Genomic DNA, 24,021 nt, shown 5'->3' with positions numbered 1-24,021 from the left:
TTTCCAGGGCGGACGGGCTACGGCTCGCCCGCCAGTTAAGGAGAAAAATATGTTTGACCTGATCCTGCGCGAGGCGCGGCTGGTGGACGATACCGTTATCGATATCGCCCTGAAGGACGGCAAGATTGCCGCTTTGGGTAAGATTACCGGCGAGGCAACTGAAGAGCGCCAGCTGAACGGAAAATACTACGTCAGCGCCGGCTGGATTGACTCCCACGTTCACTGTTACCCCAAGTCTCCCATTTACCACGACGAACCTGACAGCGTGGGTATTCATACCGGCGTCACCACGGTGGTTGACGCGGGCAGTACCGGCGCCGATGACGTCGACGATTTCTATCAAATCACCCGCAGTGCGACAACCGAAGTTTACGCGCTGCTGAATGTCTCCCGCGTTGGCCTGATTGCCCAGAACGAACTGTCCAATATGGCGAATATCGACGCTGAAGCCGTGCGCGGCGCGGTGAAGCGTCATCCGAATTTCATTGTTGGCTTAAAAGCGCGCATGAGCAGCAGCGTGGTGGGCGATAACGGCATTATGCCGCTGGTGCGCGCCAAGGCTATTCAGAAAGAAAACGGTGATTTGCCGCTGATGGTACACATCGGCAATAACCCGCCGGACCTCGATGAGGTGGCCGAGCTGCTGACCAGCGGCGATATCATTACCCACTGCTACAACGGCAAGCCAAACCGAATTCTCAATCCGGCCGGGCAGCTGCGAGCCTCCGTGGCGCAGGCCATCCAGCGCGGTGTGCGTCTCGACGTCGGGCACGGCACCGCCAGCTTTAGTTTTGACGTTGCGCGCGTCGCTATTCAGCAGGGCATTCTGCCGCACAGCATCAGCTCGGATATCTACTGCCGCAACCGCATCAGCGGGCCGGTGCATTCCCTCGGCGCGGTGATGTCTAAATTCCTCTCCATTGGCCTGTCATTACCTCAGGTGATCGACTGCGTGACCGCTCACGCCGCCGATGGATTACGCCTGAAAAACAAAGGGCGCCTGGCCGCAGGGCTGGACGGCGACCTGACTATCTTCGAACTTCGCCGCCAGCCAACGGTGTTCACCGACGCAGAGCAGCAAACGCTGACGGGTGACCAGGCGCTGGTGGCGCTGGCCGCAGTGCGCGCCGGGAAGTGGTTTATTACCGAACAAGGGAAAGCAGAACATGTCTTCGATCTATGAAAAATATCATTTAAAACAGGTTATTAACGCATCAGGCCGGATGACCGCCCTCGGCGTGTCCACGCCTCGTCCGGAAGTGGTGGATGCGGTAACCACCGGCATGAACCACTACTTTGAAATGAAGGATCTGGTGAATAAGACCGGCGCCTACATTGCCGGTCTGCTGGACGTTGAGGCGGCGACCGTGGTCTCCTGCGCTTCTGCCGGTATCGCCCAATCCGTGGCGGCGGTACTGGTGAAAGACAATCAATGGCTGATTGAAAATCTGCATGCCGCACCGCTGGAGAACAACGAGATCGTGCTGCCGAAAGGCCACAACGTTAACTTCGGCGCGCCGGTTGGCACCATGGTGAACCTGGGCGGCGGTAAAATCGTTGAAGCGGGATACGCCAATGAATGTTCAGCGGATCAGCTGGCTGCGGCTATTTCTCCGCGCACGGCGGCCATTATGTATATCAAATCCCACCACTCGGTACAGAAGAGCATGCTCAGCGTAGAGCAGGCCGTGGTGGTGGCGCGTAAACACAACCTGCCGCTGATCGTTGACGCTGCGGCAGAAGAAGATCTGCAGTGCTATTACCGCGCCGGGGCCGACCTGGTGATTTACAGCGGGGCGAAAGCCATCGAAGGCCCAACCAGCGGCCTGGTGATCGGCAAAGAGCAGTACGTCGAGTGGGTGAAACTGCAAACCGGCGGCATCGGACGCGCGATGAAGGTCGGCAAAGAAGGCATTCTCGGCCTGACCTGCGCAATTGAACATTATCTGAGCGCGGCCAAAGAGAGCGGGGCGGAGATGGTCGCCAAAATGACGCCGTTTATCGACAGCCTCAATACCCTGGATGGCGTAACCGCTCGTGTGGTCTGGGACGCAGCCGGTCGCGATATCGCCCGCAGCGAAATAAAGTTCGACGAAGCGACCGTCGGTATCAGTACCGGTGAGCTGGTTAGCGCGCTTAAGCAGGGCGAATACGCCATCTATTTCCGTGGCTACAAGGCAAACGAAGGCATCATTGAAGCGGATGTGCGCAGCGTAAGCGCGGCACAGCTGGAGATTATTTACCGCTGCATCAAAGCGCTGGTAAGCAAGGAGAAATAAGCATGACACTGACCCCCAATTTTTACCGCGATCGCGTTTGCCTGAACGTACTGGCTGGCTCTAAAGAGAACGCCAAAGAGATCTATCAGGCGGCGGAAGGCCATGTGCTGGTCGGCGTGCTTTCTAAAAACTATCCGGATGTAGCAAGCGCGGTTGCCGATATGCGTGACTACGCGGCGCTTATCGACAACGCGCTGTCCGTTGGCCTTGGCGCTGGCGACCCGAATCAATCGGCGATGGTAAGCGAAATCTCCGGCCAGATTCAGCCTCAGCACGTAAACCAGGTGTTTACCGGTGTAGGCACCAGCCGCGCCTTGCTGGGCCAGAACGACAGCGTGGTTAACGGTCTGGTGTCGCCAACCGGCACCGTCGGAATGGTGAAAATCTCCACCGGCCCGTTAAGCTCTGGTGCGGCAGACGGCATCGTGCCTGTGGAAACAGCCATTGCGCTGCTGAAGGATATGGGCGGTAGCTCAATCAAATACTTCCCTATGGGCGGGCTGGACTGCCGCGAAGAGTATCAGGCGGTCGCGGAAGCCTGTGCGAAGCATGACTTCTGGCTGGAGCCGACCGGCGGGATCGATCTTGATAACTACGAAGAGATCCTGAAAATTGCGCTGGACGCAGGCGTCAGCAAAGTGATCCCGCATATTTATAGCTCTATTATCGACAAAGCCAGCGGCAATACGCGTCCGGCGGATGTGGCTACGCTGCTGGCGATGACGAAGAAGCTGGTGGGGTAAAGCGCTCGCTGTTTCCCCTCACCCCAGCCCTCTCCCCAAAGGGGAGAGGGGGAAAAGAAAGATCCCCCTTCCCATAGCGGAGAGGGGGAAAAGAAAGATCCGCCCTTCCCATAGGGGAGAGGGGGAAAAGAAAGATCCGTCCTTCCCATAGGGGAGAGGGGAAACAAGCCGCTGGAAATTTTTTATCCCCTCTCCCTTTTAGGGAGAGGGTCAGGGTGAGGGTATAATTCTCGCCAGTCACACTACGAGGACAAACGCATGTCTGCACGCACTCTGCTTGTTGCTTCATTTGCCTTACTCGCCGCCGGCAACAGCGCGGCGCAGAGCCACTATGCCTGGGTTGGCACCTACAACCCCAATGGCGAAGGGCTTTATCGCTTCCAGGTTGACGTAAAAACCGGCGCGCTTAGCGAGAAAACGCTGGTCAGCTCTTTGCCAAACGCCGCGCAGCTTACCGCGTCGCCGGACGGTAAGACGCTGTATGTAGCCAGTGAGGCGGAGAAAGGCATAGTCGCGGCGCTGCGTGTTGGCGATGACGGCAGTGTGACCGAGCTGAATCAGGTCTCTTCCGGCGGCGCCGGTCCTGTTTATCTCTCTCTGACGCCGCAGGGCAAACACCTGCTGGTGGCAAACTACGTAAGCGGCTCTATCGCCGTGCTGCCGGTTAACGCCGACGGCAGCCTGCAGGAAGCCAGCGACAAACATCAGGACAGCGGCGAGCCGGGCGCGGCGAAACCTGAAGCTGCGGTAGAAGGGAGCTTCGCCGCCAGCGATCATAACGGTCCGCATGCCCATATGATTGCCGCCGATCCGAGCGGCAAGTTTGTTTTTTCAACCGATCTTGGTCTGGATCGGATCTACCAGTACCGCTTTGATCAAAACAAAGGCGTGCTGGAGCCAAACGATCCGCCGTTTATCTCCGCCTCTTCAAAAGGCGCAGGGCCACGCCACTTTGTCTTTGCCGCAGACGGTTCTGGCCTGTGGCTGATTAACGAAGAAGCCTCTACGCTTACTCATTACGGGCTGGACCGTGAAAAAGGCACGCTGACCGAAGGGAAGACGATCTCTTCGCTGCCAAAAGGCTATAAGGGGACGAGCTTTGCGGCCGGCCTGGTGCTTAGCCACGACGGTAAACAGCTGTATGTGGCAAACCGCCTGCATAACAGCATCGCGCATTTTAGCGTGGGCGCTCACGGTGAGCTTACGCACCAGGATGATGTCTGGACGCGAGGCGATTATCCACGCGGGCTGACGCTGGATAGCACCGGTAAACACCTGTATGCCCTGAATCAGCGCAGCGACAACATCACTCGTTTTAGCGTGGCGCCGGGCAGCGGTAAATTAACCTTTATCGAGGATTATACGGCGGTGGGAAGCCCGTCGCAGATGGTCTTCACCCCGTTTAAGTAAAGCAGGATGGGGTGCCAGGGCGCCCCGATAACCAAAGGAAACGGTAGTGAGATTCCCCAATCAACGGTTGGCTCAGCTTTTTGAGATGCTGCAAAATGAAACGCTGCCCCAGGATGAGCTGGCGCGGCGTTTATCCGTTTCTACCCGTACGGTACGGGCCGATATCACGGCGCTTAATGCCCTGATGGCGGGCTTCGGGGCTCAGTTCACGCTTACCCGCGGCGCGGGCTATCAGCTCAATATTGAGGATGCAGAACGTTATGGCGAGCTGGTTCAGCATCGCCCGCGCCAGCTGCGTATCCCGCGTACCTCACCGGAACGTGTGCACTACCTTGTGGTGCGTTTTTTGACGTCGGCGTTTTCATTGAAGTTAGAAGACTTAGCCGAAGAGTGGTTTGTTAGCCGCGCCACGCTGCAAAGCGATATGGCCGAGGTACGCGAGTGGTTCAACCGCTATCATCTCACCATCGAGACCCGCCCACGCCACGGCATGAAGCTGTTCGGCAGCGAAACGTCTATTCGCGCCTGTCTTACGGATCTGCTGTGGCAGCTGACCTTAGAGGACAGCGAAAATCCACTGTTGACCGAAGAAGCGTTAAACGCGGGCGTGCCCGAGCAGCTCGCCAGCTCACTGCATGACTGCTTTACCCGCTGCCGCATTCGCTTAACCGATGAGGGCGAACAGTTTATTCGCCTCTACTGTTCGGTGGCGGTGCGCCGTATCAGCGAGGGGTATCCACTGCCGGAGTTCATGGCGGATAACGTAGATGTCCAGGTGAAAGAGGCGGCGCGCCAGATTGCGGGCCTGCTGCAGCAGCTGGCGGGGAAGCCGCTTTCCGAGGCGGAGGAGCAGTGGCTGCAGGTGCATATTGCTTCGCGACAGGTGCAGGAAGTGGCGCCGAGCGCGATCAATGCTGACGACGACGAAGCGCTGGTGAACTACATCCTGCGCTACATCAATACCCACTATAACTACAACCTGCTCGGCGACGAGCAGCTACACGCCGATCTGCTCACCCATATCAAAACGATGATCACCCGGGTGCGCTACCAGATAAATATCCCGAATCCGCTGCTGGCCAATATCAAACAGCATTACCCGCTGGCTTACGATATGACGCTGGCGGCTGTCTCGAGCTGGGGGAAATATACGCCTTACGCCATCAGCGAAAACGAGATTGGTTTCCTGGTGCTGCATATTGGCGTTGGCCTGGAGCGCCACTACAACATTGGCTATCAGCGTCATCCTCGCGTGCTGCTGGTGTGCGACACCGGGAACTCAACGGTACGAATGCTGCAGGCCATGCTGCTGCGTAAATATCCGCAGGTGGAAGTGACTAACATTATCTCTCTGCGCGATTACGAGCAGCTCGATACCGTGGACGAGGATTTTGTGATCAGCACGGCGCGTATCAACGAGAAAGAAAAGCCGGTTGTGATGATGGCGCCGTTCCCGACCGACTATCAGCTGGAGCAGCTTGGCAAGCTGGTGCTGGTGGACAGAACCCGGCCATACATGCTGGAAAAATTCTTTGATGCCAGCCACTTCCGCGTTATCGACCAGCCGATGACCCAGCAGCAGCTGTTCCTGACGCTGTGCGAGCAGCTGGAGCGGGAAGGCGTGGTGGATGCCGATTTCCATCCTTCGGTGGTGGAGCGAGAAGCGATAGTCAGCACCATGCTGGGCGAGGGCATTGCGCTTCCGCACTCTCTCGGCCTGCTGGCGAAAAAAACCGTGGTCTACACCGTGCTGGCGCCGCACGGTATTAGCTGGGGCGATGAGACGGCGCACGTGATCTTTCTGCTGGCTATCAGCAAAAGTGAATACGAAGAGGCGATGGCGATTTACGACCTGTTTGTGACCTTCCTGCGCGAGCGGGCGATGGTGCGCCTGCGCGACAGTAAAGATTTTGACAGTTTTAAAGCCGTGGCGATGGAGTGCCTGAGTAAGCTGTAATCGTCACTGAGCCTTACTTGAAAGGGCTCTGGTATTCCCTCTCCCCGGTGGGGAGAGGGTTACGATGAGGGGCTGCTATTTCAGAATGGTGAACGCGGTGGTTACGTGCTTCACGCCGCTGACCCGGCTGGCGATATCCGCCGCGGCTTTACCTTCACGTTCGGTCACCAGACCGAGCAGGAACACCTCGCCATTCTCCGTAGTGACTTTCACGTTAGAAGATTTCACCTGATCGCTGGTGAGAAGCTGAGAGCGAACTTTTGTGGTGATCCACGTATCGCTCGACGCCACGCCCAGGCCGACCGGAGGCATGATGCGGATTTCGTTATAGACTTCGGTTGCGCCGTCTACGCCCAGCGCGATTTGCTTAGCGCGGGAAGCGAGGTCAGGGTTAGGGGACTGGCCGGCCAGCAGCACTTTGCCCTGGTAAGCCGTCACGTTAATACGTGCTTCTTTCTTGATTTGCTCATCCTTGCTGAGCGCGCTGTTCACGCGTAACTCAAGCGTGCCGTCATCAACCTGCGTCCCGACGGTGCGCGGGTCGGTCGCCGTTTTTGTCGCAACGGCGGCGCTGCCCACAACAACAGCACCGACGCAGCCCTGCAGCAACAACGCGGAAATAAGAACTGCGAGTGGCGTAATGGCCTTCATGTTCATTCCTTCTCCTTTCTCAAAATTAGCTATTAGCCATCCTGGTGCGGAAATAGCGTATTGTCGATCAGATCGCATAAACAGTTTACCGTCAGCATATGCATCTCCTGGATGCGAGCGCTGCGGTGAGAAGGGATTCGGATTTCAACATCCTGTGGCCCCAACAGTCCTGCCAGTTCGCCGCCGTCATAGCCCGTCAGCGCAACAATGGTCATGTCGCGGGTGACGGCTGCCTCAACCGCTTTGACAATATCACGGCTATTGCCTCGGGTGGAAATGGCCAGTAAAACGTCCCCGGCATGGCCCAGCGCACGAACCTGTTTGGCATAGACTTCTTCATGCAGACGGTCGTTAGCGATCGCGGTTAAGACCACATTATCTGCATTAAGTGCAATGGCCGGTAAACTAGGGCGCTCTGTTTCAAACCGATTGATCATGCTGGCAGCAAAATGCTGTGCGTTGGCGGCGGAGGTCCCATTGCCACAACAGAGGATTTTGTTGCCGTTCAGCAAAGACTGAACCAGCGTCATCGCTGCACGGGAGATGGCGTCCGGCAGGGCTTCCGCTGCGGCAATCTGAGTTTGAATACTTTCCGTGAAGCAGACTTTGATTCTTTCAAGCACGTTGATTCTACCTGGAGTTTTTTAGATATCGGCGGCAAACGCGTTGGTCAGCCACTCTATTTCATTGCCGGTGAAAGCTAACACATCGAAACGGCAATCTACAGTATCAAAACTTTCGCCGTTGCCGCTAAGCCAAACCTGCGCGGCGTGCAGCAGGCGCTGTTGTTTGCTGCGGGTTACGCTGGCGGCAGCGCCGCCGAACCGATCGCTGCGGCGGAAACGCACTTCCACGAAGACGATAACCTGCAGCTGTTTCATGATGAGGTCGATTTCGCCACCGCGAACGTGGACATTCGCGGCAACAAAGCGCAGTCCTTTGCGCTCGAGATAGCGGCGCGCCTGCTGTTCATAGTGCGCGCCGCGTTGCTGGCGGTTCAGGAAACCGGGACGATTTGACCCTGACTGAATTGCAGCCAATTTAACTTCCTGTTAATGACGCAATCCTGGCTGGCGGTCAGTTGCCCGGTATTGCCGTTCACCTGATAACCCGGCACCTGGCGTATCTGGGAGAAGTGGCTTGCCAGCGTCCAGGCATCCACGCCCATCGCATACAGGCGCGCCAGCGAGTAGTCATTATTGACGCTGCTTAAGGCCTGCTGCATCAGCTGCGGGTTGCCGCCTGAGAGCATGGGGATTTCGCTGAACTGCAGCCCTTCCATTTCCAGTCGATAGTCCGGGCCGTTGACGCCCTGTGAGCTGCGCGAACTTGCGTACAGCTGAGCGCTGCTGCGGCTGCCGGTACGCATCGCAATCATTGGCTTGATCAGCGCAACTTCTTCTGAGGTGGCAATGATGTATACCGCGTCAACGTTGCCGCCGCTGCCCGCGGTGATTTGTGCGTCGGTCGGTGCGGCTGGAATGGTCAGCCCGCCAATGGTCACACCCGGAGGCGTATTGGACGGCGTGCTCACCGGCGTACCGGTTAAGGTGATTCCCGAGCCGCTGTTAATACCGCGCTTCAGGTCGCTGACTGAGCCAAATTTTTGCTGCAGCACCAGGCCGCCGCCGAGCTTCTGCCATTCGTTTGCAAAGGCTTTAGCCACGCGATCACCCAGGGCATTAGACGGGATCAGCATCAGCGGATTACGGTGGTTTTGCTGCCAGATATGGTCTGCGGCATCGCGGGCTTCATCTTCGGGAGACAGCGCGAAGTAGCAGATATTAGGACGGTTCTGGACATTCTCAGGTTGGTTGAGGGCCAGAATATTGAGCGGGCTGTTGGTGTTCGCCAGCTCGTCGACGTTGTTTTTCAGCAGCGGGCCGACCACGAGGGTTGCGCCGTCCTGCTGTGCCTGGGCCAGAACCTGAGAGAGCGGCTGGCTGCTGGTGTCGTAGATCTTGACCTCTGCAGATGGGTTGGTCACTGCGGACGACGCAGTCTGTGCATCCGGCTGCGTAGCTGGAGCGGCAGGGGCTGCGTTTTGCGGTGTTGCGGCCTGTGCTTTCTGGTCTGTCAGATCGCTGACGGACGCGCTTGCCGGGCTCACGGCTGCATTCGGGTCAGCCTGCGTTTGCGGCGGCTGCTGCGGCTGCTCCTGCGGCGGTGAAACCTGCTGCTGTGCATTTGGATCTGCAGGCTGCGCTGCGGACTGAACGGCGGCAACCGGCGCGACGCCGTTGTTTTTGGCCGCCTCAAAACCTTGCTCAATCGCGCGGCCAAACACGGCGGCCTGGCCGTTTAGCGGCAGCAGAAGGGCGATTTTGCCGGTCGAGGCCGGTTTGAAGTTTTGCACGTTCACCAGCTGCGACGGCAGCGTTTTTGCGCCAGGGTTATTTGGATAACGCGTTTTCCAGTCCTGAATGCCCGCTTTCAGCATGTTTGGATCGTTACGGTTATCGCTCCAGACGTGCTGCAGGTCTAACCATCCTTGCAGGGTATTTTCGTCGGCGTTAATCACCAGGCTGTTCATTTGCTCCGGCGAGAACTGCGACAAGACCTGCCAGGTGCCATCAATGTTCTTCTGATGGGCATCGCCTTTCAGCAGCGGCTCCTGAGCAATATAGGCGCGCAGCAGCGCTAAAGACGGGCGTCCCTGAGAAGCATCGATTACTGCCTGGTAATAGCGACCCTGTTGGCTCTTGTCGAGCGTGCCTGGATCAATCTTTTCCAGCAGGGCAGCTGCGGCGTTGAAGTCCTTCTGCGCAATCTTCACTTCCGGAACCAACAGCTGCTGTTCGCGAGCCTGCGCATCGTTAAGCTGCTGCGGCAGCTGGTTATACAGCGCAACGGCCTGCTGGGGTTTGCCTTCCTTTAGCAGGGAACGAATGGCGAGTAATTGCCAGTTGGTCTTGCTATCATCTGCACTTTGCTGCATTTGCTGCAGATAGTAAGCGGACCCGGCGGTGGTGTCGCCCTGCAGCAGCGTAGCGGACTGATCCGGCGCCTGGGTAGAACAGCCGGCAAAAATCAGCGCCGCGAGCAACACAGGCAGGCAGCGCCCGGCTTTCGAACGATTCAAGGTTAAGGGTAGCATTCTGTATCCAGTGGTTTTTATATCCCAATGTACAATATTAAATCGGCAATACGGATGAGACAATGAAACAACACGAAACGGCGGCGATTTCAGCCAGCACGCTCTATATCGTCCCGACGCCTATCGGCAATCTCGGGGACATCACCCAGCGGGCCCTCTCGGTGTTGCAAAGCGTTGATCTGATTGCTGCTGAAGATACTCGCCATACCGGCCTTTTGCTGCAGCATTTTGCGATTAATGCGCGACTCTTCGCACTTCACGATCACAATGAGCAACAAAAAGCCGAAACGCTGGTGGCAAAGCTGAAAGAAGGCCAAAGCATCGCGCTGGTGTCCGACGCCGGTACGCCGCTGATTAACGACCCGGGTTACCACCTGGTGCGCACCTGCCGCGAGGCAGGCATCCGCGTAGTGCCTTTGCCTGGCCCATGCGCCGCCATCGCCGCGCTCAGCGCCGCGGGCTTACCATCCGACCGCTTCTGCTATGAAGGTTTTCTGCCTGCAAAATCAAAAGGCCGCCGCGATGCGCTGAAGGCGATTGAGCAGGAGCCGAGAACTCTGATTTTCTATGAGTCCACCCACCGCCTTCTGGATAGCCTCGAAGATATCTGCGCGGTGCTTGGCGAATCCCGCTACGTGGTGCTGGCGCGCGAGCTGACCAAAACCTGGGAGTCGATTCACGGTGCGCCGATCGGCGAGCTGCTGGCATGGGTAAAGGAAGACGAAAATCGCCGCAAAGGGGAAATGGTGCTCATCGTCGAGGGCTTTAAAGTCCAGAGTGATGACCAGCTGCCTGCCGAAGCGCTGCGAACGCTTGCCTTGCTGCAGACAGAATTGCCGCTAAAAAAAGCCGCCGCGCTGGCCGCCGAAATCCACGGCGTTAAGAAGAATGCTTTGTATAAACATGCTTTAGAAAACAGCGAGAAATAGTTTTCTCGGGATGGCTCCTGGTTTTTACATCGCAATGCGGTTAGTGTTTAAAAAACGAACTCCCTGGTGTTAATTTACGCATGACTGAATGACTTTAAGGGAGTTAAAGTTTATGCCGGTATTGATACCAGGAGATTCTAATAGGGTCGTGATGCCTTTTTCCTATAGCACGGCGGCGGTAAAGCGTTGTTCAAGGAGCGCAGAGATAAATTGCTCTACGCCCCATCCTCTTTTTAGTTAACCGGCTTTGCTTCAATCACCAGCGTTTCCAGCGGCTTCAGCGTCACAATCATCGGCTTGCCGTAGTCGTTAGCCAGCGTCTCGTTCGTGCCGTAAACCTGCCTCAGCGTAAAGCGTGTGGCCTCACCGTCCGGGACTTCAAAGCTCTTGCTCAGGTCGAGATAGTAGCTTTGCGGTTTGTCCGACGGGTTACGCAGGCCCAAAATTGCCTTCTCTTTACTCCACGACGCCCATCCATATACCTCGAGCTGCGTTGGGTCGCCGCCAATCCAGTGGCTGTCGACCAGCACGCCGCTGTTTGCCCGTGACCACTTCGCCGCGTCGGCGAGCGTGTCCCACTTAGCGCTGTTCAGCATTGAAGGCGTGATGTACAGCTCCTGCAGCTGGGTGCCGGTGGCGAAGTAGCTCCATGCCTGATCCGCAAAGTCCCGATCCGTCTGCACCTTTTCCAGGCCAAAGTAGGCGTGCTCCGCGCTGACGATGCCGTGGTACATCAGCGAGTTAATCGGGAACAGCGGCCCTTTACGCACAATCGAGCGGTAAGTTTCCGCGTCGCGATAGGTTATCCACTGCTGCACCGGAGAGCCTTTGCCGTAAACGTTGATGTCATCGCCCTGGCGCCAGATAGCGTCGGCGTAGAACAGCCAGGACGGGCTGGCGTTGGTGCCGGTGGTCAGGTTGATAAACAGCTCTTTGTTGGCGGCACGCATGTTTCTGATGAGCTCTATGGAAGCATCAAAGTCTGAGGCGTACGGGCTGCCTTTGATGTATGAATTAGCGTTGCCCATGCCGTCGAGCTTAAACGAGGTGATATGTTCGTTTTTGATGAGCCCGATGATTTGCTGGTTAAAATTGCGGAAGTAGTTTGGGCCGGACAGCGCGAACTTACCGTCTACGGTTTCAAAGCCGTTCTCTTTAGCGTGAGAAACGCGAACGTCGCGCGGTTTGTTATAGCCGCCCCACGGTGAGAGCCACAGGCCGACGGAAGTATGTAAGCTGTCGGCTTTCTCTTTGATCGCGCCAAAGCCATGTTTAAACGCCGGGCCAAACAGCCACTTCCCGGTCAGATCGTCCCAGCCGTCATCCAGCAGGAAGCCGTCGAGCTTCACGCCCCGCTTGCTTATTAGTTCGCTGGCGTATTCATCCATACGGGTCAGCACGTCCTTCTCGGTGTAGGGCGTGAAGAAGCCGATGTCCATCCAGCTGTTGTAGTGCAGGTAAGGCTGGTAAGGCCGTGGGCGCATGGCGTTGATAAACTCGTTAAAGCTGCGGCGAAGCTGGTTGGTGGCTTCAAACGTCCCGAAGTAGACCGTGTAGGTGACCGGCGCATCGGTTTTAATCGGCGTTTTGAGCTCAACGTTCAGGTTGGTGGTGGTTTCGTACGCGTAGGTATTCACAATCGGCTTTTGCGGCAGCATATAGAAGCTATCCGCGACGATCGGAGAGCTATTGATGGCGCCGTTAACATATGGTGCCTGAGCCTGGCCTTTGGTTGGGAAGAAGGTGATCTTCGCGACTTCAAGAGGCTGGCCTTTTGCCCGCAGCGTGTAGTCCACCGCCGCGTATTTGCCCTTCAGCGGCTTCAGGGTCACGTTGACCGATAAATCGTCCCGTACGTAATCAATCTGAATGGTATCTGCGGTTTTGCTGACGTTTTTGATTTTAAAGTCGGCGGTATGGATAACCTTCTCGTCCGGCAGCGTGAGGAAAAACAGTTCGATGGGCGCCAGTTTATGATCGGAATGCCGGTCTTTCACCACCACCGCCGAGCCTGAGTCGTCGAAAGAGACGGCAAGGTTAGCGTTTTCCAACTGGTACTGCGCGGCCAGCGCGGCGTTACTCATCAACATCATCAGTAGAGAGGTTGTTATTATTGTCTTCATCAGAGCTCCTTACCCTCGGGGCTACAGCGCTGCTTCGGATGCCGGCAGCAGTTTATTCGCCGATCCGCACACCGCGACTTTGCTGCACACGACCTCTTTCATCGCATCCATGCCCACGCGCATGTAATAGCGTGGATCGTTGCCTTCCGGGTTGTCGCCAAACCACCTTTTCACCGCGGCGGCGAAGGCAATTTTTAATTCCGTCGCCACATTCACTTTGCAGACGCCAAGCTCGATGGCGCGGCGCACAAATTCGTCGGGCACGTCGCTTGCACCGTGTAGCACCAGGGGAACGCTGACAACTTCTCGGATCTCGCCCAGCCTTTTAAAGTCTATTTTCGGGCGTTTGGTATACAGGCCATGCGCGGTACCGATAGCGACCGCAAGGCTGTCCACTCCGGTAAGCTCAACAAAACGACGCGCTTCTTGCGGGTCCGTCAGGAAAGCGCTTTCCTCATCGACATCCATATCGTCTTCCACGCCGCCGAGGCGGCCCAGCTCGGCCTCGACGCTGCAGTCGTGGCGGTGGCAAAAATCGACCACGGATCTCACCAGCTTCACGTTTTCTGCAAACGGGAAGTGGCTGCCGTCAATCATGGCGCTGCGCACGCCCGCGTTAACCTTGCGGCTGATGTCCGCCAGGCTCTCATGGTGATCAAGGTGCAGCGCCAGCGGCATGCCGTAGCTTTCTGAATAGGCGTGGCAGAGCGCGTAGATCTCTTCAAAAGCGATGTGTTTAAACGTGCCCGGCGTGCCGGCAAGGATCACCGGAGAGTGCAGCTCTTTGCACACCTCCAGGATCGCCTGGATGGTTTCGGCATTGTGGATATTAAAAGCCGGTACCGCATAGCCTCTGGCCTGTGCGTCCTGAAGCAGATACTTCGTTGAAATAATGCTCATGGGGAACCTCTCAGCCTTTCCAGGGATGAATGACGACGCCTTTAACCACGCGATTTACCGTGCCGCTGGCGGAAGGGGTGTCCGGCGTAATACCTGCTTTCACGGATGAGGTGAGCGCGAAAATTTGCGCATACATCAGGAAGCAGAACGCCTGTTCAACGTCTAAGAATGTGCGATCCGCCTCGGGCAACAGGAGATGTGGGCCGGCTTCGATCGCCTGACTTGTCGAGGCTGAAATAGCGATCGTCCGCATTGCCAGGTCGTCGCGGCGCAGCTCCGCCAGCAGATCCAGATCGTACTGGCGGGTATAGGGATCGCTGGAAACCAGCACGATCGCCAGCGTTTCGTTATTGACCAGGGATTTGGGACCGTGCCTGAAGCCGGTAGGTGTGTCGTAAAATGCCGCCAGTTTTCCCGCCGTGAGCTCCAGGACTTTTAGCGCGGCTTCTCTCGCCACGCCCTGCAGGCCACCGCTGCCAAGGTAGACCACGCGCTTGTAGGGAAGGTCGCCGAAGGGGATCTCGCTGAAGTCTCCCTGAGAATGAATGATCTGCGCGCAGCGGTGCGCCACGCCCTGGAACGTCCGGGTGTTGATGACGTCCGGGGCGAAGACCGCGAGGCAGCTTGCCATCATGGTGGTGATGCTGCTCGTCATGGCAAAGCCGCGATCGTGGGTTTCCGCAGGCATCAGCAGAGGCAATGAATGGCTCTCCTCCAGCGCGCTACGGTAGAGGCTGCCGCCCTCATTACAGGTGATGATCAGATGGTGGCAGGTGTTAACGAGCTTGCTGGCAAGCTCTACCGCCGCCACGCTCTCCGGACTGTTGCCTGAACGGGCAAACGAAACCAGCAGCGTCGGCAGCGTTGGTGAGAGATAGTCCAGCGGATTGGTCACCAGGTCGGTGGTCGGGACGGCAACAAACTGTCTGCCGGTGTGGCGCGAAAGCCAGGGGGCAATAATGTCGCCGATAAAGGCCGACGTCCCTGCGCCGGTGAGGATAATTTTCAGCTTCTCGTTAGCCCACAGAGGAGACAGAAAGTCTGTGATTTGATCGCGAGTTCGGTCGATCTGCTGCAGCGAGCGGATCCAGCTTGCTGGCTGCTGGCGGATCTCTCTTTCGGTCCAGGTGGAGGCGCTGCGGTCTGCGGCAGCAAAAGTTTCACTCATGACTAAGTCCTTAACATTGCAGAGTCCGGTGTCGTGCCTGAGCGCATAACGGACTTTCGTTTTATTTCATTTGAAGGTTTTTAGTGCTTAAAGGGAATGTATAGAAAGGGATCGATAAGATCAATACGGTAAAAAGAAATAAAACGAAAATAATGTAAGGGGATTGTGTTATTTAGGTATTTTATTGTTTTTTATAATTTTTTATTAGAGGTTTATGAGAAATGACGGGGCATGGCACAGAGCAAAGTGATGCATAACGAAAGCAGCAGGGCATGCCGCTTTCGTTTAATGAGGATAACACCGGAGAGAGCTTAGCTTTCCAACGCCGTCAGATGCCTTCTTCGCTGGCTTCTGTTGCCCGATGACGCGCCATTTCATCCACCAGGCTGGTGAGGCCGCGATGCCCGCACTCCAGCGCTATCCGGCGAAACTCGCTGCCGTTTAAGCCTTCCCGCTCCAGCACCATTTCCAGCAGAAGCTGGAGATTGATTCCGGTGATCACCTCCCGGTCTGGCTTCTCCAGCGCCAGCGTTGAGGCGACACGGAAAGGTGTTCCGCCCAGCAGATCCGTGAGAAAAACCAGCCCCTCACGTTCATCAAGCTGGCCGATGGCCGCTTTAAATTGCTCCGTAAGCCGCGCCGTGGACGAGGATTCCGGGAAGTCGATGGCGATAATCTGCGGCTGCTCGCCGAGGATCTGTTTCATCGCCTGTTCCAGCCCGCTGGCAAAGCCCCCGTGGCCGCTCAAAATGATGCTTAACATCTGCTTTTCTCCTGGTTACAGGAAGTGAAGGAACTTCCCAACAACGGCCAACACGACGGTGATACAAATCAGGCGCAGAGGGCTCCAGCCGCGGCGCACCAGGGCGTACATCACCAGCGTGTAAACCAGCGGCAAAAAGGCCGGCATTAGCTTGTCGATGACGTCAGCCTGCAGCTTAACCACCGCATCACCGGCGGTTATCTCAAGCGTAGTGGAGAGTCGGACGTAGGTGGCGACAAGCGCACCGATAACCGTCATCCCGACGATAGAAGCTGCGTGGCCGACTTTGCGGGTGTTTGCCTTAATCAACGGGATAGCCGCCACCCCCATTCGGTAGGCGTAGTGCGCCAGCCCGAAACGCAGCCCCAAATGCACTACGTTAAACAGGACGATAAACAAGATGGCGCCGAGGATAGAGCCCTGAAGTGCCAGGCTCGCGCCTATACCGCCGCATATCGGCAGCAGCGTAAGCCAGAACATCGCATCCCCGATGCCGCCGAGCGGCGCGCCGACGGCAATTTTGGTGTTCTGAATGCTGTTTACGTCCTGTTTCGAGCGCTCCATCGCCAGAATAATGCCGATAACGAAGGTGACGAGGAACGGGTGGGTATTGAAGAAGCCCATATGCCCCTGCATGGCTCGCGCCAGGTCCCGCTTATTGGTGTGGATCTTTTTAAGGGCAGGCAGCAGGCCATACAGCCAGCCGCAGGCCTGCATGCGCTCGTAGTTAAACGAGGCCTGCAGCAGCATTGAACGCCAGGCTACGCGGTTAATGTCTTTCCGGCTAAGCTCAGCGCCAATAGACTGATCTTCATAGATATTGTCGTTGCCGTGGGTGATGACGGCTTCAGGCTCAGCGGCCTGAGAAAGTGCCTGGGTATCAGATGCCATCTTCGAATTCCTCTTTCTGAGCGCGGGCGGGCTGCGGTGGCGTTGGGTCTTTGCGCAGCAAATCCATCAGCGCCATCGCAAGCGCTGCGGCGGCAATCGCCAGCACCGGCAGCTTCAGCCAGGCCGCACCCACGAAGCCGATGATAAAGTAGGGGATATAGACGTTTTTCATCATGATTTTCAGCAGCACGGCGAAGCCGATAGCCGGCATGATGCCGCCTGCGACGCCGAGCCCGTCAATCAGCCGCGCAGGCAGCATATCGATAGCCGTTTTGGCATGTTCGGCGCCAAAGTAGATGGGTAAGAATGCACAGAGAAAATAGAAGATACCGAGGGTGAGCATCGCCAGATAGTTGATGCGTTCGATACCATCAGTATCGGCGTTTGCCGCCATGCGGTCGGCTCGTGCCATAACGCCCGACATCACGGAGAACAGGAAGGTGATGCCCATCTGTACCGCCACCGCGAAAGGCACCGCGACGCCGACGGCCACCTCGGGCTTCACGCCGGTGGTGATGGCGAAAGTGGTGCCGAGGATGGTGCCGATAATTACGTTAGGCGGCTGTGCGCCAGCGAGCGGGGCCAGTCCCATCCACACCAGCTCCAGCGTGCCGCCGGTAAGGATGCCGGTATGCAGATCGCCAAGGATCAGGCCGACCAGCGGGCCAAGGACAACCGGGCGGTGCATATGGGTCAGGCCGTTGAACATATCCAGACCGGCGATAAAGGCCAGCAGGCCCAGCGCTATCGCTTGCAATAAGCTGATTTCCATAGCAAATACCTCAGAGAAGTTTATAGAGATCCTGAGCTGACTCCGTCGGCACGCCCTGCACAAAACACTCTACGCCGGCCTGTTTCAGCCCGGAGAAGGCGGCAATGTCCTGTGCGTCGACCGACACCGTTTTGGCGACCTGCTTCTTGCCTTCGACATAGTGCATGTTGCCAACGTTGATGCGTTTTACCGGCACGCTGCCGTTCACCAGGGTGAGAAAGTCCTGAGGGCTTTTGCAGACCAGCAGGATCTTCTGGCGATCTGCCGCGCGGTGGATGTTGTCGATGACCTTTTGCAGCGACCAGAAGCGCACCGCGATCCCTTCTGCGAGCACCATCTCCATCAGGTTTTGCTGAATGGGATCTTCTGCCACCTCATCATTAGCGACCAGCACCAGGTTCGCGCCGGAAAAACCCACCCACTGCACGCCAACCTGACCATGTATCAGGCGCTCATCAATGCGGCTTAAGACAATATTTGGCATGTTATTTCCCTTATTATCATTGTGTTAATGAGAAGACGGTTCACCGTGACAGGCCGCATGATACTGGCGCAGCACGTCCTGAATATGGTCGATGATCAGCTCGTGGGGTTTGGCCAGCAGCTGCGCTTCACGCACTTTGGCGTACTGCAGCGGCAGGTACTGGCTGATCAGCGGCAGCGGAATAGGTTCGTGGGCCAGATTCTTGACCAGCAGGTCGTAAGCTTCGTCGATGTCGCGATCCGGCCAGTAGTAGCGCACCCGATCCGAGTAGCTGTAGCCGCGTGCCAGACGCAGCGCCTCACCGTTGCCGTGGTAGTGCTGCTGCCAGTGTTCCGGATGGTCGAGCATCACGCTTTCCAGCACGTCCCGCAGGCCGGAACAACGGTGAGCCGGGAGCAGCTCTCGCTCGATAGCCGAGAGGGAAAAAAGCGCTTCACGCAGCGCGAAGGTCAGCGCCGGGCCGACTTTCAGGATCGCAAAGTGATCCTCTACCAGATGGTGCAAAGCCTGTGTGGTCTGGTAATCCGTGGAGTGCGCTTCAAACACCATGGTCTGAGAATCTTCAATCATTTTGCTTAGCTCACGGGCCTTTTCCGGCTGATAGTCAATCACCTGGGCATGGTCGAACTCGACGCCGGGCTGAACAACAAGGCCGATGATGCGCGGCCAAATGTCACTGAGGCCCCGTTCAGAGAAGGCGCGGCGGTGGGCTTCCAGCGTGGCTTTTGCTGCCTGGGGCGTGGTCACGGCCAGCTCTGCCAGTGTTTCATGGGCGCCGCCGGGGACAGGAACTTCCGTACCGATGATGTACACCAGATCGGCTTTGCCAAAGTGGTTGATACAGGTTTGCTCAGCAATCAGCGCCAGCCTGGCTGCTCGCTCGGCAACGACGTCATCCGTGAGCGGCACGGGATCGTCTGCGCAGGACATGCTGCAGTCGAGGTGTATTTTCTTAAAGCCAGCCGAGACATAGCTGCGAATAAGCTCTTCCGCACGCAGCATCGCCTCTTCCGACAGGCTTGTTTGCCAGCGGTTTGGGCCAAGATGATCGCCGCCAAGGATCAGGTCTGCATGAGGTAAGCGGTGCTGCTCTGCCAGGCGATAGACAAAGCCGCAGAAATCCGCCGGCGTCATGCCCGTGTAGCCGCCGTACTGATCGACCTGGTTAGATGTGGCTTCAATCAGCAGGCTGGTTCCTGCCTCGCGTGCGAGGCGCATAGCCGCCTCCAGCACCAGCGGATGCGCTGAGCACACCGCGAAGATCCCGAGCTGGTTGTTCCGTTTATGGTTAGCGACAAATTCGGTCAACTGTTTCACTTTCCTCTCCGCGGCGATGGGCTAAAAAGTTTTCTTTCGATTCATTTCATTTAATCGTGCCTGAACGGCGTATGAGAATAAAAAGAAAGATACTGGAATTGAGATCTGTTTCGCAAAAGAAACATAATGAAAGCTTGCTCAGCAGGGGAAGCCCCGGCTGAACGCAAATTCCTGGGACTTGCTTTCTGCTAAAAGAAAGGTGTTAATAGGCAAATAGAAATGAAACGAAAGATATATGGAAAGGTTACCCTATGAGCAACAGCGATACCGCAGCGGACAAACGTATTCCGGGTACCAGCGAAAGGCGTGAGCAAATTATTCAGCGCCTCCGTCAGCAGGGAAGCGTACAGGTTAATGATTTATCGGCTTTTTTTGGTGTCTCTACCGTCACTATTCGTAACGATCTCGCGTTTCTGGAGAAGCAGGGAATTGCCGTTCGCGCCTACGGCGGCGCGCTGATTTGCGAGCCCGGCAGCGCGTTGCCAGAACCTTCAGTGGAGGATAAAAGCTCGCTGAATACCTCACTGAAGCGCAGCATCGCGAAAGTTGCAGCTGACCTCATCAAGCCTGGCGATAAGGTGATTCTGGACTCCGGCACCACGACGTATGAAATAGCCCGCCTGATGCGCCAGCATAAAGAGGTCATTGCGATGACCAACGGTATCAACGTGGCTAATGCGCTGCTTGAGGCAGAAGGCGTCGAGCTGCTGATGACCGGCGGGCATCTGCGCCGCCAGTCGCTGTCGTTTTACGGCGATAGCGCCGAGCAGTCGCTGCAAAACTTCCATTTCGATATGTTGTTCCTCGGCGTGGATGCCATTGATCCTGAACGTGGGGTGAGCACGCACAATGAGGACGAGGCTCGCCTGAACCGTAAAATGTGCGAGGTTGCCGAGCGGATTATCGTGGTCACCGACTCCAGCAAATTTAACCGCTCCAGCCTGCATAAAATCATCGATATCCAGCGTATTCACCGGGTGATTACCGATAAAGGTATTCCGGCAGAAAGCCTGAGCGCGCTGCGGAAAAGCGGTATTGATGTTGTGCTTGTCGGCGACTAGCGTTTCGTTTCTGGCTGGCCCGCGTGACAGGGGAGGTGAAACCCTCTATACTGCGCGCCGAAGCTGACCAGACAGTCGCCGCTTCGTCGTCGTCCTCTTCGGGGGAGACGGACGGAGGGGAGGAAAGTCCGGGCTCCATAGGGCAGGGTGCCAGGTAACGCCTGGGGGGGAAACCCACGACCAGTGCAACAGAGAGCAAACCGCCGATGGCCCGCGCAAGCGGGATCAGGTAAGGGTGAAAGGGTGCGGTAAGAGCGCACCGCGCGGCTGGTAACAGTCCGTGGCACGGTAAACTCCACCCGGAGCAAGGCCAAATAGGGGTTCACATGGTACGGCCCGTACTGAACCCGGGTAGGCTGCTTGAGCCAGTGAGCGATTGCTGGCCTAGATGAATGACTGTCCAACGACAGAACCCGGCTTATCGGTCAGCTTCAACCATTCAGAAACGCCCCGCACAGTGAGAACTGGCGGGGCGTTTTGCATTCAGAGACCCTAAGATGGCGTGCTGGTTTCACGGCGGCGAATAATCCCGGTCAAATCCCTGTATACCGAAAAAGGCGAAACCACGATAAACCAGCTTTCGCAGAGAAGTTTCCCTTCCCCGTGAGGCGAAGGGAAATTCAACACTAGAGGCTACCGGCGACGGTGATGTAGTCGGTATAAAGCTGCGGGGCGCCGGAGAAAGAAGCCAGCTCGCGCCATTCGTCGTACATCCTTTCGCTTTCCTGATGCTCTTTCACGAACTGCAGCGATTTCTCCGTGGAGACGTCGAGCTCCGGATGGAAAGAGTTCAGGGATGCCAGACTTTCTATCTCGAGCATCACCAGATATTGCTCAATCCGGTTGCCGCCGGTGCCTTTGAGCATATGGAATTTCCACCCCGGGTAGTCGTCGATGCGATGGACGTTATTAAGGATAAACGCATCGAAAGTTTGCGGTGAAACGCCCGAACGCAGCGCCAGGTTGTGCAACCCGACCACGCGTTTAATCGGTTCCTGCCCGTCCCGTAGCTGATAGTTTGGTCCTTCAGCCAAAGAGCTATGCTCGTTTTCGGCCAACTGCTGATAGGTGGAGAAAATGGTGGGCAGTTCGCCAAATGTCGCGAAGGTCTTCCAGATATTGATAAGATCCACGCCCGCCGGATGGTCGCGCCAGAAGGCACGAGCCTGCTCGGTTTGCTCACCATCGCCGTCAATATAGCGTGCGTAGGTTTCGGCGCTTTCTGCTTCGTACAACATTAAGTACTGGTTCTGACGCTCGCCGCGCAGGCCCTTCAGCAAGGTCCATCGCCAGCCCGGATAGGCCGGGATTTGCACGCCTTTCTGCTGAACAAACGCCTCAAACGTCTCTTCGGTTACGCCCTTTTTCAGGTTAAGACCCACATAGTGAAGACTGAATACTGCCGGTGATGATTGACTCATACAAACTCCTGTTTCATTAACGCTGGCGAGAAATAAACGGCGAACCTGAAGCTACAAACAAAAGCAGCAACAGGGCACCGCTGAAGGTCAAAGTGAGCCCAATGTGATGGGCGATAAAGCCAATCAGCGCAGGCCCCGCAAGCAGGCCGCTGTAGCCGAAAAGCGTGACGGCAGGGATGGCAAAATCAGCGGAAACCCCCGGCTGATTACCGGCGGAAGTGAACAGAACGGGAATGATGTTGGCGAGTCCCGCACCCACCAGGATAAACCCCGGCAAAGCCCCCCATTCCGTAAAGACGAGCAGGACAATCCCGACGCAGGCAACGGCGCAGCCGAAAAGGAGCACCAGCTTGCCGCCCAGGGCGCTAACCAGGCGATCGCCGCTAAGGCGTCCAAGAGCAACGGTGAGGGAGTACAGGGTATAGCCGAAGCCCGCGAGTGAAGCGCTCATGCCTCGCTCTGAGGTCATGAATACCGCCGACCAGTCCAGCATGGCGCCTTCCAGCATAAAGACAAAAAAGCACATCACCGCGATAACCAGCACGGGGGGATGACTCAGCACGCGCAGCGTTTCTCCTTTGCCGTCTGTGGCTCCGCTTTGTTTGGGCAAAATGTGCCGTGAAGATGCTGAGAGAAGCAAAGCCAGAAAAACGGCGATGGCGCAGACGGACAGCAGCGGCGTAGCACCCAGCCACAGGAAGACGCTGACGCTGCCCGCACCGGCGATGCTGCCGATGCTGTAAAAGCCATGAAAGCCTGACATCTTCGCCTGCTCGCTTTCCTGCTCGACCACCACGGCATGGGCATTCATCGCGACGTCGAGCATGCCGTTGAAGGTGCCGAACAGCAGCAGCGCCAGCGCCATCGCGCTGCGTTGGTCAAACAGCATCAGCAGCGGCAAATCCACCGCAAGCCCTGACGCGCTTAGCAGGATCAGGCGGCGGCAGCCAAATTTTTGAAGTAACCGGCCGGTAAACGGCATGATGAGCATTGAGCCTGCTGCGATGCAGAAAAGCAGCAGCCCCAAAGCGCCGTCGTTAATATCCAGCCGTGCCTTTGCGAAAGGAATAAGCGGTGCCCACGACGACATGGCTAAACCGGCCATAAAAAAGATGGCGCGGGTGGCGTGCTGCTCCCGTGACTGTACGCCCGCCAGAGAGGAGGTTGAGTTAATGGTCATAGTGATTTAGCGACTCAGTTTATTGATTCACTCGCGTGAATTCGTTGTGCCCGGTCCTTCGGGCACGCGCAGCGGCCAGGGTTAGTTGAGGCTTTCTGCTACCGAGAGATAGTCGGTATAGATTTGCGGTGACCCGGAAAACGAGGCTAGCTTTTTCCATTCCTCGTACATTTGTTTGGTATCGCGGTGCGCTTTAGCGAATTTGGCTGCTTCATCGGTGGCGATATCCGGTTCGGGATAAAAAACATCCAGCGCCTGCAGGCTAGCGATTTCCATCAGCACTACGTACTGATCGAGCCGGTTTCCGCGTTCGCCTTTTAGCAGCCGGAATTTCCAGTCCGGGTAATCTTCAATGCGATGATGGTTGCCCTCGATAAAGCTTTCGAACTGCTCTGCGCTGACGTCAGGGCGCAGCGCGAGGTTGTGAATGCCTATCACCCTCGCAACGGGAGGCTGCTGCTGATAGCGGGGGCCAGGCTGGACGGTGCTTTTCTTATTCTCGGCCAGCAGGCGGTAGTCGGTGAACAGCGTCGGCAGCTCGCTGAAGGTGCCGTAGCTGCGCCATTCTGCGAGTAGCGCTTTGGCTTCCGGGTGCTGTAGCCAGAACTCGCGAGCCTGTTCGGTCTGGTTGCCGTCTGCGGCCACATAGCGATCCCGCATTTGCGCATTTTCAATTTCAAACAGCATCAGATATTGCCCGGCACGTTCGCCGCGCAGCCCGCGAAGTAGCGTCCAGCGCCAACCCGGATAGCAGGGGATATGCATGCCCTTGTTTTGGACAAACGTTTCAAACGCCTGCTGCGTAATGCCCGCCTCGGTGTCGATGGCGATGTAATACAGGCTGAAGACCGGTGAGGTTGAAGAGTGGCTCATGG

General features: G+C 56.8%; 22 protein-coding genes and 1 other RNA gene. 8 read left to right on the top strand and 15 right to left on the bottom strand.

What is annotated here, in order from left to right:
• The first annotated feature begins 49 nt into the window (after positions 1-49).
• The 5 genes from EL098_RS20150 to EL098_RS20130 all read left to right on the top strand — a co-directional run bounded on the left by EL098_RS20150 (position 50) and on the right by EL098_RS20130 (position 6,389).
• The gene (locus EL098_RS20150; protein ID WP_126357802.1) at positions 50-1,183 is read left to right on the top strand and encodes an amidohydrolase/deacetylase family metallohydrolase; all 1,134 of its coding nucleotides are present in this window, start codon (positions 50-52) and stop codon (positions 1,181-1,183) included.
• Positions 1,167-2,279, top strand: coding sequence for a DgaE family pyridoxal phosphate-dependent ammonia lyase (locus EL098_RS20145; protein WP_126357801.1), 1,113 nt, complete (start codon positions 1,167-1,169; stop codon positions 2,277-2,279). The genes EL098_RS20150 and EL098_RS20145 overlap by 17 nt, the downstream gene beginning before the upstream one ends.
• Before the next feature lie 2 nt (positions 2,280-2,281).
• Complete coding sequence (dagF, locus tag EL098_RS20140) at positions 2,282-3,022, top strand: 2-dehydro-3-deoxy-phosphogluconate aldolase (protein ID WP_126357800.1); 741 nt, start codon at positions 2,282-2,284, stop codon at positions 3,020-3,022.
• Between the two features lie 258 nt (positions 3,023-3,280).
• A complete protein-coding gene (locus EL098_RS20135) occupies positions 3,281-4,432 on the top strand; it encodes a lactonase family protein (protein WP_126357799.1) in 1,152 nt (383 codons plus the stop codon).
• A gap of 46 nt (positions 4,433-4,478) precedes the next feature.
• A complete protein-coding gene (locus tag EL098_RS20130; protein ID WP_126357798.1) occupies positions 4,479-6,389 on the top strand; it encodes a BglG family transcription antiterminator in 1,911 nt (636 codons plus the stop codon).
• Positions 6,390-6,464: 75 nt separating this feature from the next.
• Here EL098_RS20130 and dolP read toward each other — a convergent pair whose 3' ends face one another.
• From dolP to EL098_RS20110, 4 genes are read right to left on the bottom strand one after another with little or no spacing between them, the layout of a single operon-like run.
• Positions 6,465-7,040, bottom strand: coding sequence for a division/outer membrane stress-associated lipid-binding lipoprotein (gene dolP, locus EL098_RS20125; protein WP_126358517.1), 576 nt, complete (start codon positions 7,038-7,040; stop codon positions 6,465-6,467).
• 32 nt (positions 7,041-7,072) lie between these two features.
• A complete protein-coding gene (diaA, locus tag EL098_RS20120) occupies positions 7,073-7,663 on the bottom strand; it encodes a DnaA initiator-associating protein DiaA (RefSeq protein ID WP_008453676.1) in 591 nt (196 codons plus the stop codon).
• A gap of 21 nt (positions 7,664-7,684) precedes the next feature.
• Positions 7,685-8,080 (bottom strand): YraN family protein, encoded by a 396-nt coding sequence (locus EL098_RS20115; protein ID WP_126357797.1) that lies wholly within the window; start codon positions 8,078-8,080, stop codon positions 7,685-7,687.
• Positions 8,038-10,137 (bottom strand): penicillin-binding protein activator, encoded by a 2,100-nt coding sequence (locus EL098_RS20110; RefSeq protein ID WP_126357796.1) that lies wholly within the window; start codon positions 10,135-10,137, stop codon positions 8,038-8,040. Before EL098_RS20110 ends, EL098_RS20115 begins: the two co-directional genes overlap by 43 nt.
• Positions 10,138-10,199: 62 nt before the next feature.
• Here EL098_RS20110 and rsmI point away from each other — a divergent pair, with 62 nt between their 5' ends.
• Positions 10,200-11,066 carry a 16S rRNA (cytidine(1402)-2'-O)-methyltransferase gene (gene rsmI / locus EL098_RS20105; protein ID WP_126357795.1) on the top strand — a complete coding sequence of 289 codons (867 nt, stop codon included), beginning with the start codon at positions 10,200-10,202 and terminating at the stop codon, positions 11,064-11,066.
• Positions 11,067-11,299: 233 nt separating this feature from the next.
• On the opposite strand, the gene EL098_RS20100 is transcribed toward rsmI, so the two are convergent.
• The 8 genes from EL098_RS20100 to kbaZ all read right to left on the bottom strand — a co-directional run bounded on the left by EL098_RS20100 (position 11,300) and on the right by kbaZ (position 19,484).
• Positions 11,300-13,189: an alpha-galactosidase gene (locus EL098_RS20100; RefSeq protein WP_126357794.1), complete on the bottom strand. Its 1,890-nt coding sequence runs from the start codon at positions 13,187-13,189 to the stop codon at positions 11,300-11,302.
• Between the two features lie 21 nt (positions 13,190-13,210).
• Positions 13,211-14,089, bottom strand: coding sequence for a tagatose-bisphosphate aldolase subunit KbaY (gene kbaY / locus EL098_RS20095; protein WP_126357793.1), 879 nt, complete (start codon positions 14,087-14,089; stop codon positions 13,211-13,213).
• Between the two features lie 10 nt (positions 14,090-14,099).
• A complete protein-coding gene (locus EL098_RS20090; protein WP_126357792.1) occupies positions 14,100-15,257 on the bottom strand; it encodes an SIS domain-containing protein in 1,158 nt (385 codons plus the stop codon).
• A 328-nt stretch (positions 15,258-15,585) separates the two neighbouring features.
• Positions 15,586-16,020 (bottom strand): PTS galactosamine/N-acetylgalactosamine transporter subunit IIA, encoded by a 435-nt coding sequence (gene agaF / locus EL098_RS20085; RefSeq protein WP_126357791.1) that lies wholly within the window; start codon positions 16,018-16,020, stop codon positions 15,586-15,588.
• 15 nt (positions 16,021-16,035) lie between these two features.
• Positions 16,036-16,911 (bottom strand): PTS N-acetylgalactosamine transporter subunit IID, encoded by an 876-nt coding sequence (agaE, locus tag EL098_RS20080; protein ID WP_126357790.1) that lies wholly within the window; start codon positions 16,909-16,911, stop codon positions 16,036-16,038.
• Positions 16,901-17,683 (bottom strand): PTS N-acetylgalactosamine transporter subunit IIC, encoded by a 783-nt coding sequence (gene agaW, locus EL098_RS20075; protein WP_126357789.1) that lies wholly within the window; start codon positions 17,681-17,683, stop codon positions 16,901-16,903. Before agaW ends, agaE begins: the two co-directional genes overlap by 11 nt.
• 10 nt (positions 17,684-17,693) lie before the next feature.
• Positions 17,694-18,167: a PTS N-acetylgalactosamine transporter subunit IIB gene (gene agaV, locus EL098_RS20070; protein WP_126357788.1), complete on the bottom strand. Its 474-nt coding sequence runs from the start codon at positions 18,165-18,167 to the stop codon at positions 17,694-17,696.
• Positions 18,168-18,191: 24 nt separating this feature from the next.
• Positions 18,192-19,484 (bottom strand): tagatose-bisphosphate aldolase subunit KbaZ, encoded by a 1,293-nt coding sequence (kbaZ, locus tag EL098_RS20065; RefSeq protein WP_126357787.1) that lies wholly within the window; start codon positions 19,482-19,484, stop codon positions 18,192-18,194.
• Between the two features lie 251 nt (positions 19,485-19,735).
• Between kbaZ and EL098_RS20060 the strand changes: the two genes are divergently transcribed.
• Together EL098_RS20060 and rnpB are read left to right on the top strand one after the other, a co-directional pair.
• Positions 19,736-20,545 (top strand): DeoR family transcriptional regulator, encoded by an 810-nt coding sequence (locus EL098_RS20060; protein ID WP_126357786.1) that lies wholly within the window; start codon positions 19,736-19,738, stop codon positions 20,543-20,545.
• A 59-nt stretch (positions 20,546-20,604) separates the two neighbouring features.
• An RNA gene (rnpB, locus tag EL098_RS20055) (RNase P RNA component class A) lies at positions 20,605-20,982 on the top strand.
• Positions 20,983-21,171: 189 nt separating this feature from the next.
• On the opposite strand, the gene EL098_RS20050 is transcribed toward rnpB, so the two are convergent.
• The 3 genes from EL098_RS20050 to EL098_RS20040 form a co-directional block, all read right to left on the bottom strand.
• Positions 21,172-21,966 carry a hypothetical protein gene (locus tag EL098_RS20050; RefSeq protein ID WP_126357785.1) on the bottom strand — a complete coding sequence of 265 codons (795 nt, stop codon included), beginning with the start codon at positions 21,964-21,966 and terminating at the stop codon, positions 21,172-21,174.
• A gap of 16 nt (positions 21,967-21,982) precedes the next feature.
• On the bottom strand, positions 21,983-23,146 hold the full coding sequence (locus EL098_RS20045) for an MFS transporter (protein WP_126357784.1): 1,164 nt from the start codon (positions 23,144-23,146) through the stop codon (positions 21,983-21,985).
• 81 nt (positions 23,147-23,227) lie between these two features.
• A complete protein-coding gene (locus EL098_RS20040; protein ID WP_126357783.1) occupies positions 23,228-24,019 on the bottom strand; it encodes a hypothetical protein in 792 nt (263 codons plus the stop codon).
• Between the last annotated feature and the right edge of the window lie 2 nt (positions 24,020-24,021).

Origin of the sequence: Cedecea lapagei (assembly GCF_900635955.1) — a bacterium.
Classification (GTDB): Bacteria; Pseudomonadota; Gammaproteobacteria; order Enterobacterales; family Enterobacteriaceae; genus Cedecea; species Cedecea lapagei.
Note: the sequence above shows the minus strand (reverse complement) of the source record. Positions and strands in the feature narration are given on the sequence as shown.

What these genes read in the sequence shown, in the direction of transcription:
- EL098_RS20050 (WP_126357785.1), bottom strand. Translation starts at nt 21,966, where the DNA reads ATGAGTCAATCATCACCGGCAGTATTCAGTCTTCACTATGTGGGTCTT.
- EL098_RS20145 (WP_126357801.1), top strand. Translation starts at nt 1,167, where the DNA reads ATGTCTTCGATCTATGAAAAATATCATTTAAAACAGGTTATTAACGCA.
- agaF (WP_126357791.1), bottom strand. Translation starts at nt 16,020, where the DNA reads ATGTTAAGCATCATTTTGAGCGGCCACGGGGGCTTTGCCAGCGGGCTG.
- agaE (WP_126357790.1), bottom strand. Translation starts at nt 16,911, where the DNA reads ATGGCATCTGATACCCAGGCACTTTCTCAGGCCGCTGAGCCTGAAGCC.
- dagF (WP_126357800.1), top strand. Translation starts at nt 2,282, where the DNA reads ATGACACTGACCCCCAATTTTTACCGCGATCGCGTTTGCCTGAACGTA.
- agaV (WP_126357788.1), bottom strand. Translation starts at nt 18,167, where the DNA reads ATGCCAAATATTGTCTTAAGCCGCATTGATGAGCGCCTGATACATGGT.
- agaW (WP_126357789.1), bottom strand. Translation starts at nt 17,683, where the DNA reads ATGGAAATCAGCTTATTGCAAGCGATAGCGCTGGGCCTGCTGGCCTTT.
- EL098_RS20100 (WP_126357794.1), bottom strand. Translation starts at nt 13,189, where the DNA reads ATGAAGACAATAATAACAACCTCTCTACTGATGATGTTGATGAGTAAC.
- EL098_RS20150 (WP_126357802.1), top strand. Translation starts at nt 50, where the DNA reads ATGTTTGACCTGATCCTGCGCGAGGCGCGGCTGGTGGACGATACCGTT.
- EL098_RS20060 (WP_126357786.1), top strand. Translation starts at nt 19,736, where the DNA reads ATGAGCAACAGCGATACCGCAGCGGACAAACGTATTCCGGGTACCAGC.
- EL098_RS20040 (WP_126357783.1), bottom strand. Translation starts at nt 24,019, where the DNA reads ATGAGCCACTCTTCAACCTCACCGGTCTTCAGCCTGTATTACATCGCC.
- EL098_RS20110 (WP_126357796.1), bottom strand. Translation starts at nt 10,137, where the DNA reads ATGCTACCCTTAACCTTGAATCGTTCGAAAGCCGGGCGCTGCCTGCCT.
- rsmI (WP_126357795.1), top strand. Translation starts at nt 10,200, where the DNA reads ATGAAACAACACGAAACGGCGGCGATTTCAGCCAGCACGCTCTATATC.
- EL098_RS20045 (WP_126357784.1), bottom strand. Translation starts at nt 23,146, where the DNA reads ATGACCATTAACTCAACCTCCTCTCTGGCGGGCGTACAGTCACGGGAG.
- EL098_RS20135 (WP_126357799.1), top strand. Translation starts at nt 3,281, where the DNA reads ATGTCTGCACGCACTCTGCTTGTTGCTTCATTTGCCTTACTCGCCGCC.
- kbaY (WP_126357793.1), bottom strand. Translation starts at nt 14,089, where the DNA reads ATGAGCATTATTTCAACGAAGTATCTGCTTCAGGACGCACAGGCCAGA.
- dolP (WP_126358517.1), bottom strand. Translation starts at nt 7,040, where the DNA reads ATGAAGGCCATTACGCCACTCGCAGTTCTTATTTCCGCGTTGTTGCTG.
- EL098_RS20090 (WP_126357792.1), bottom strand. Translation starts at nt 15,257, where the DNA reads ATGAGTGAAACTTTTGCTGCCGCAGACCGCAGCGCCTCCACCTGGACC.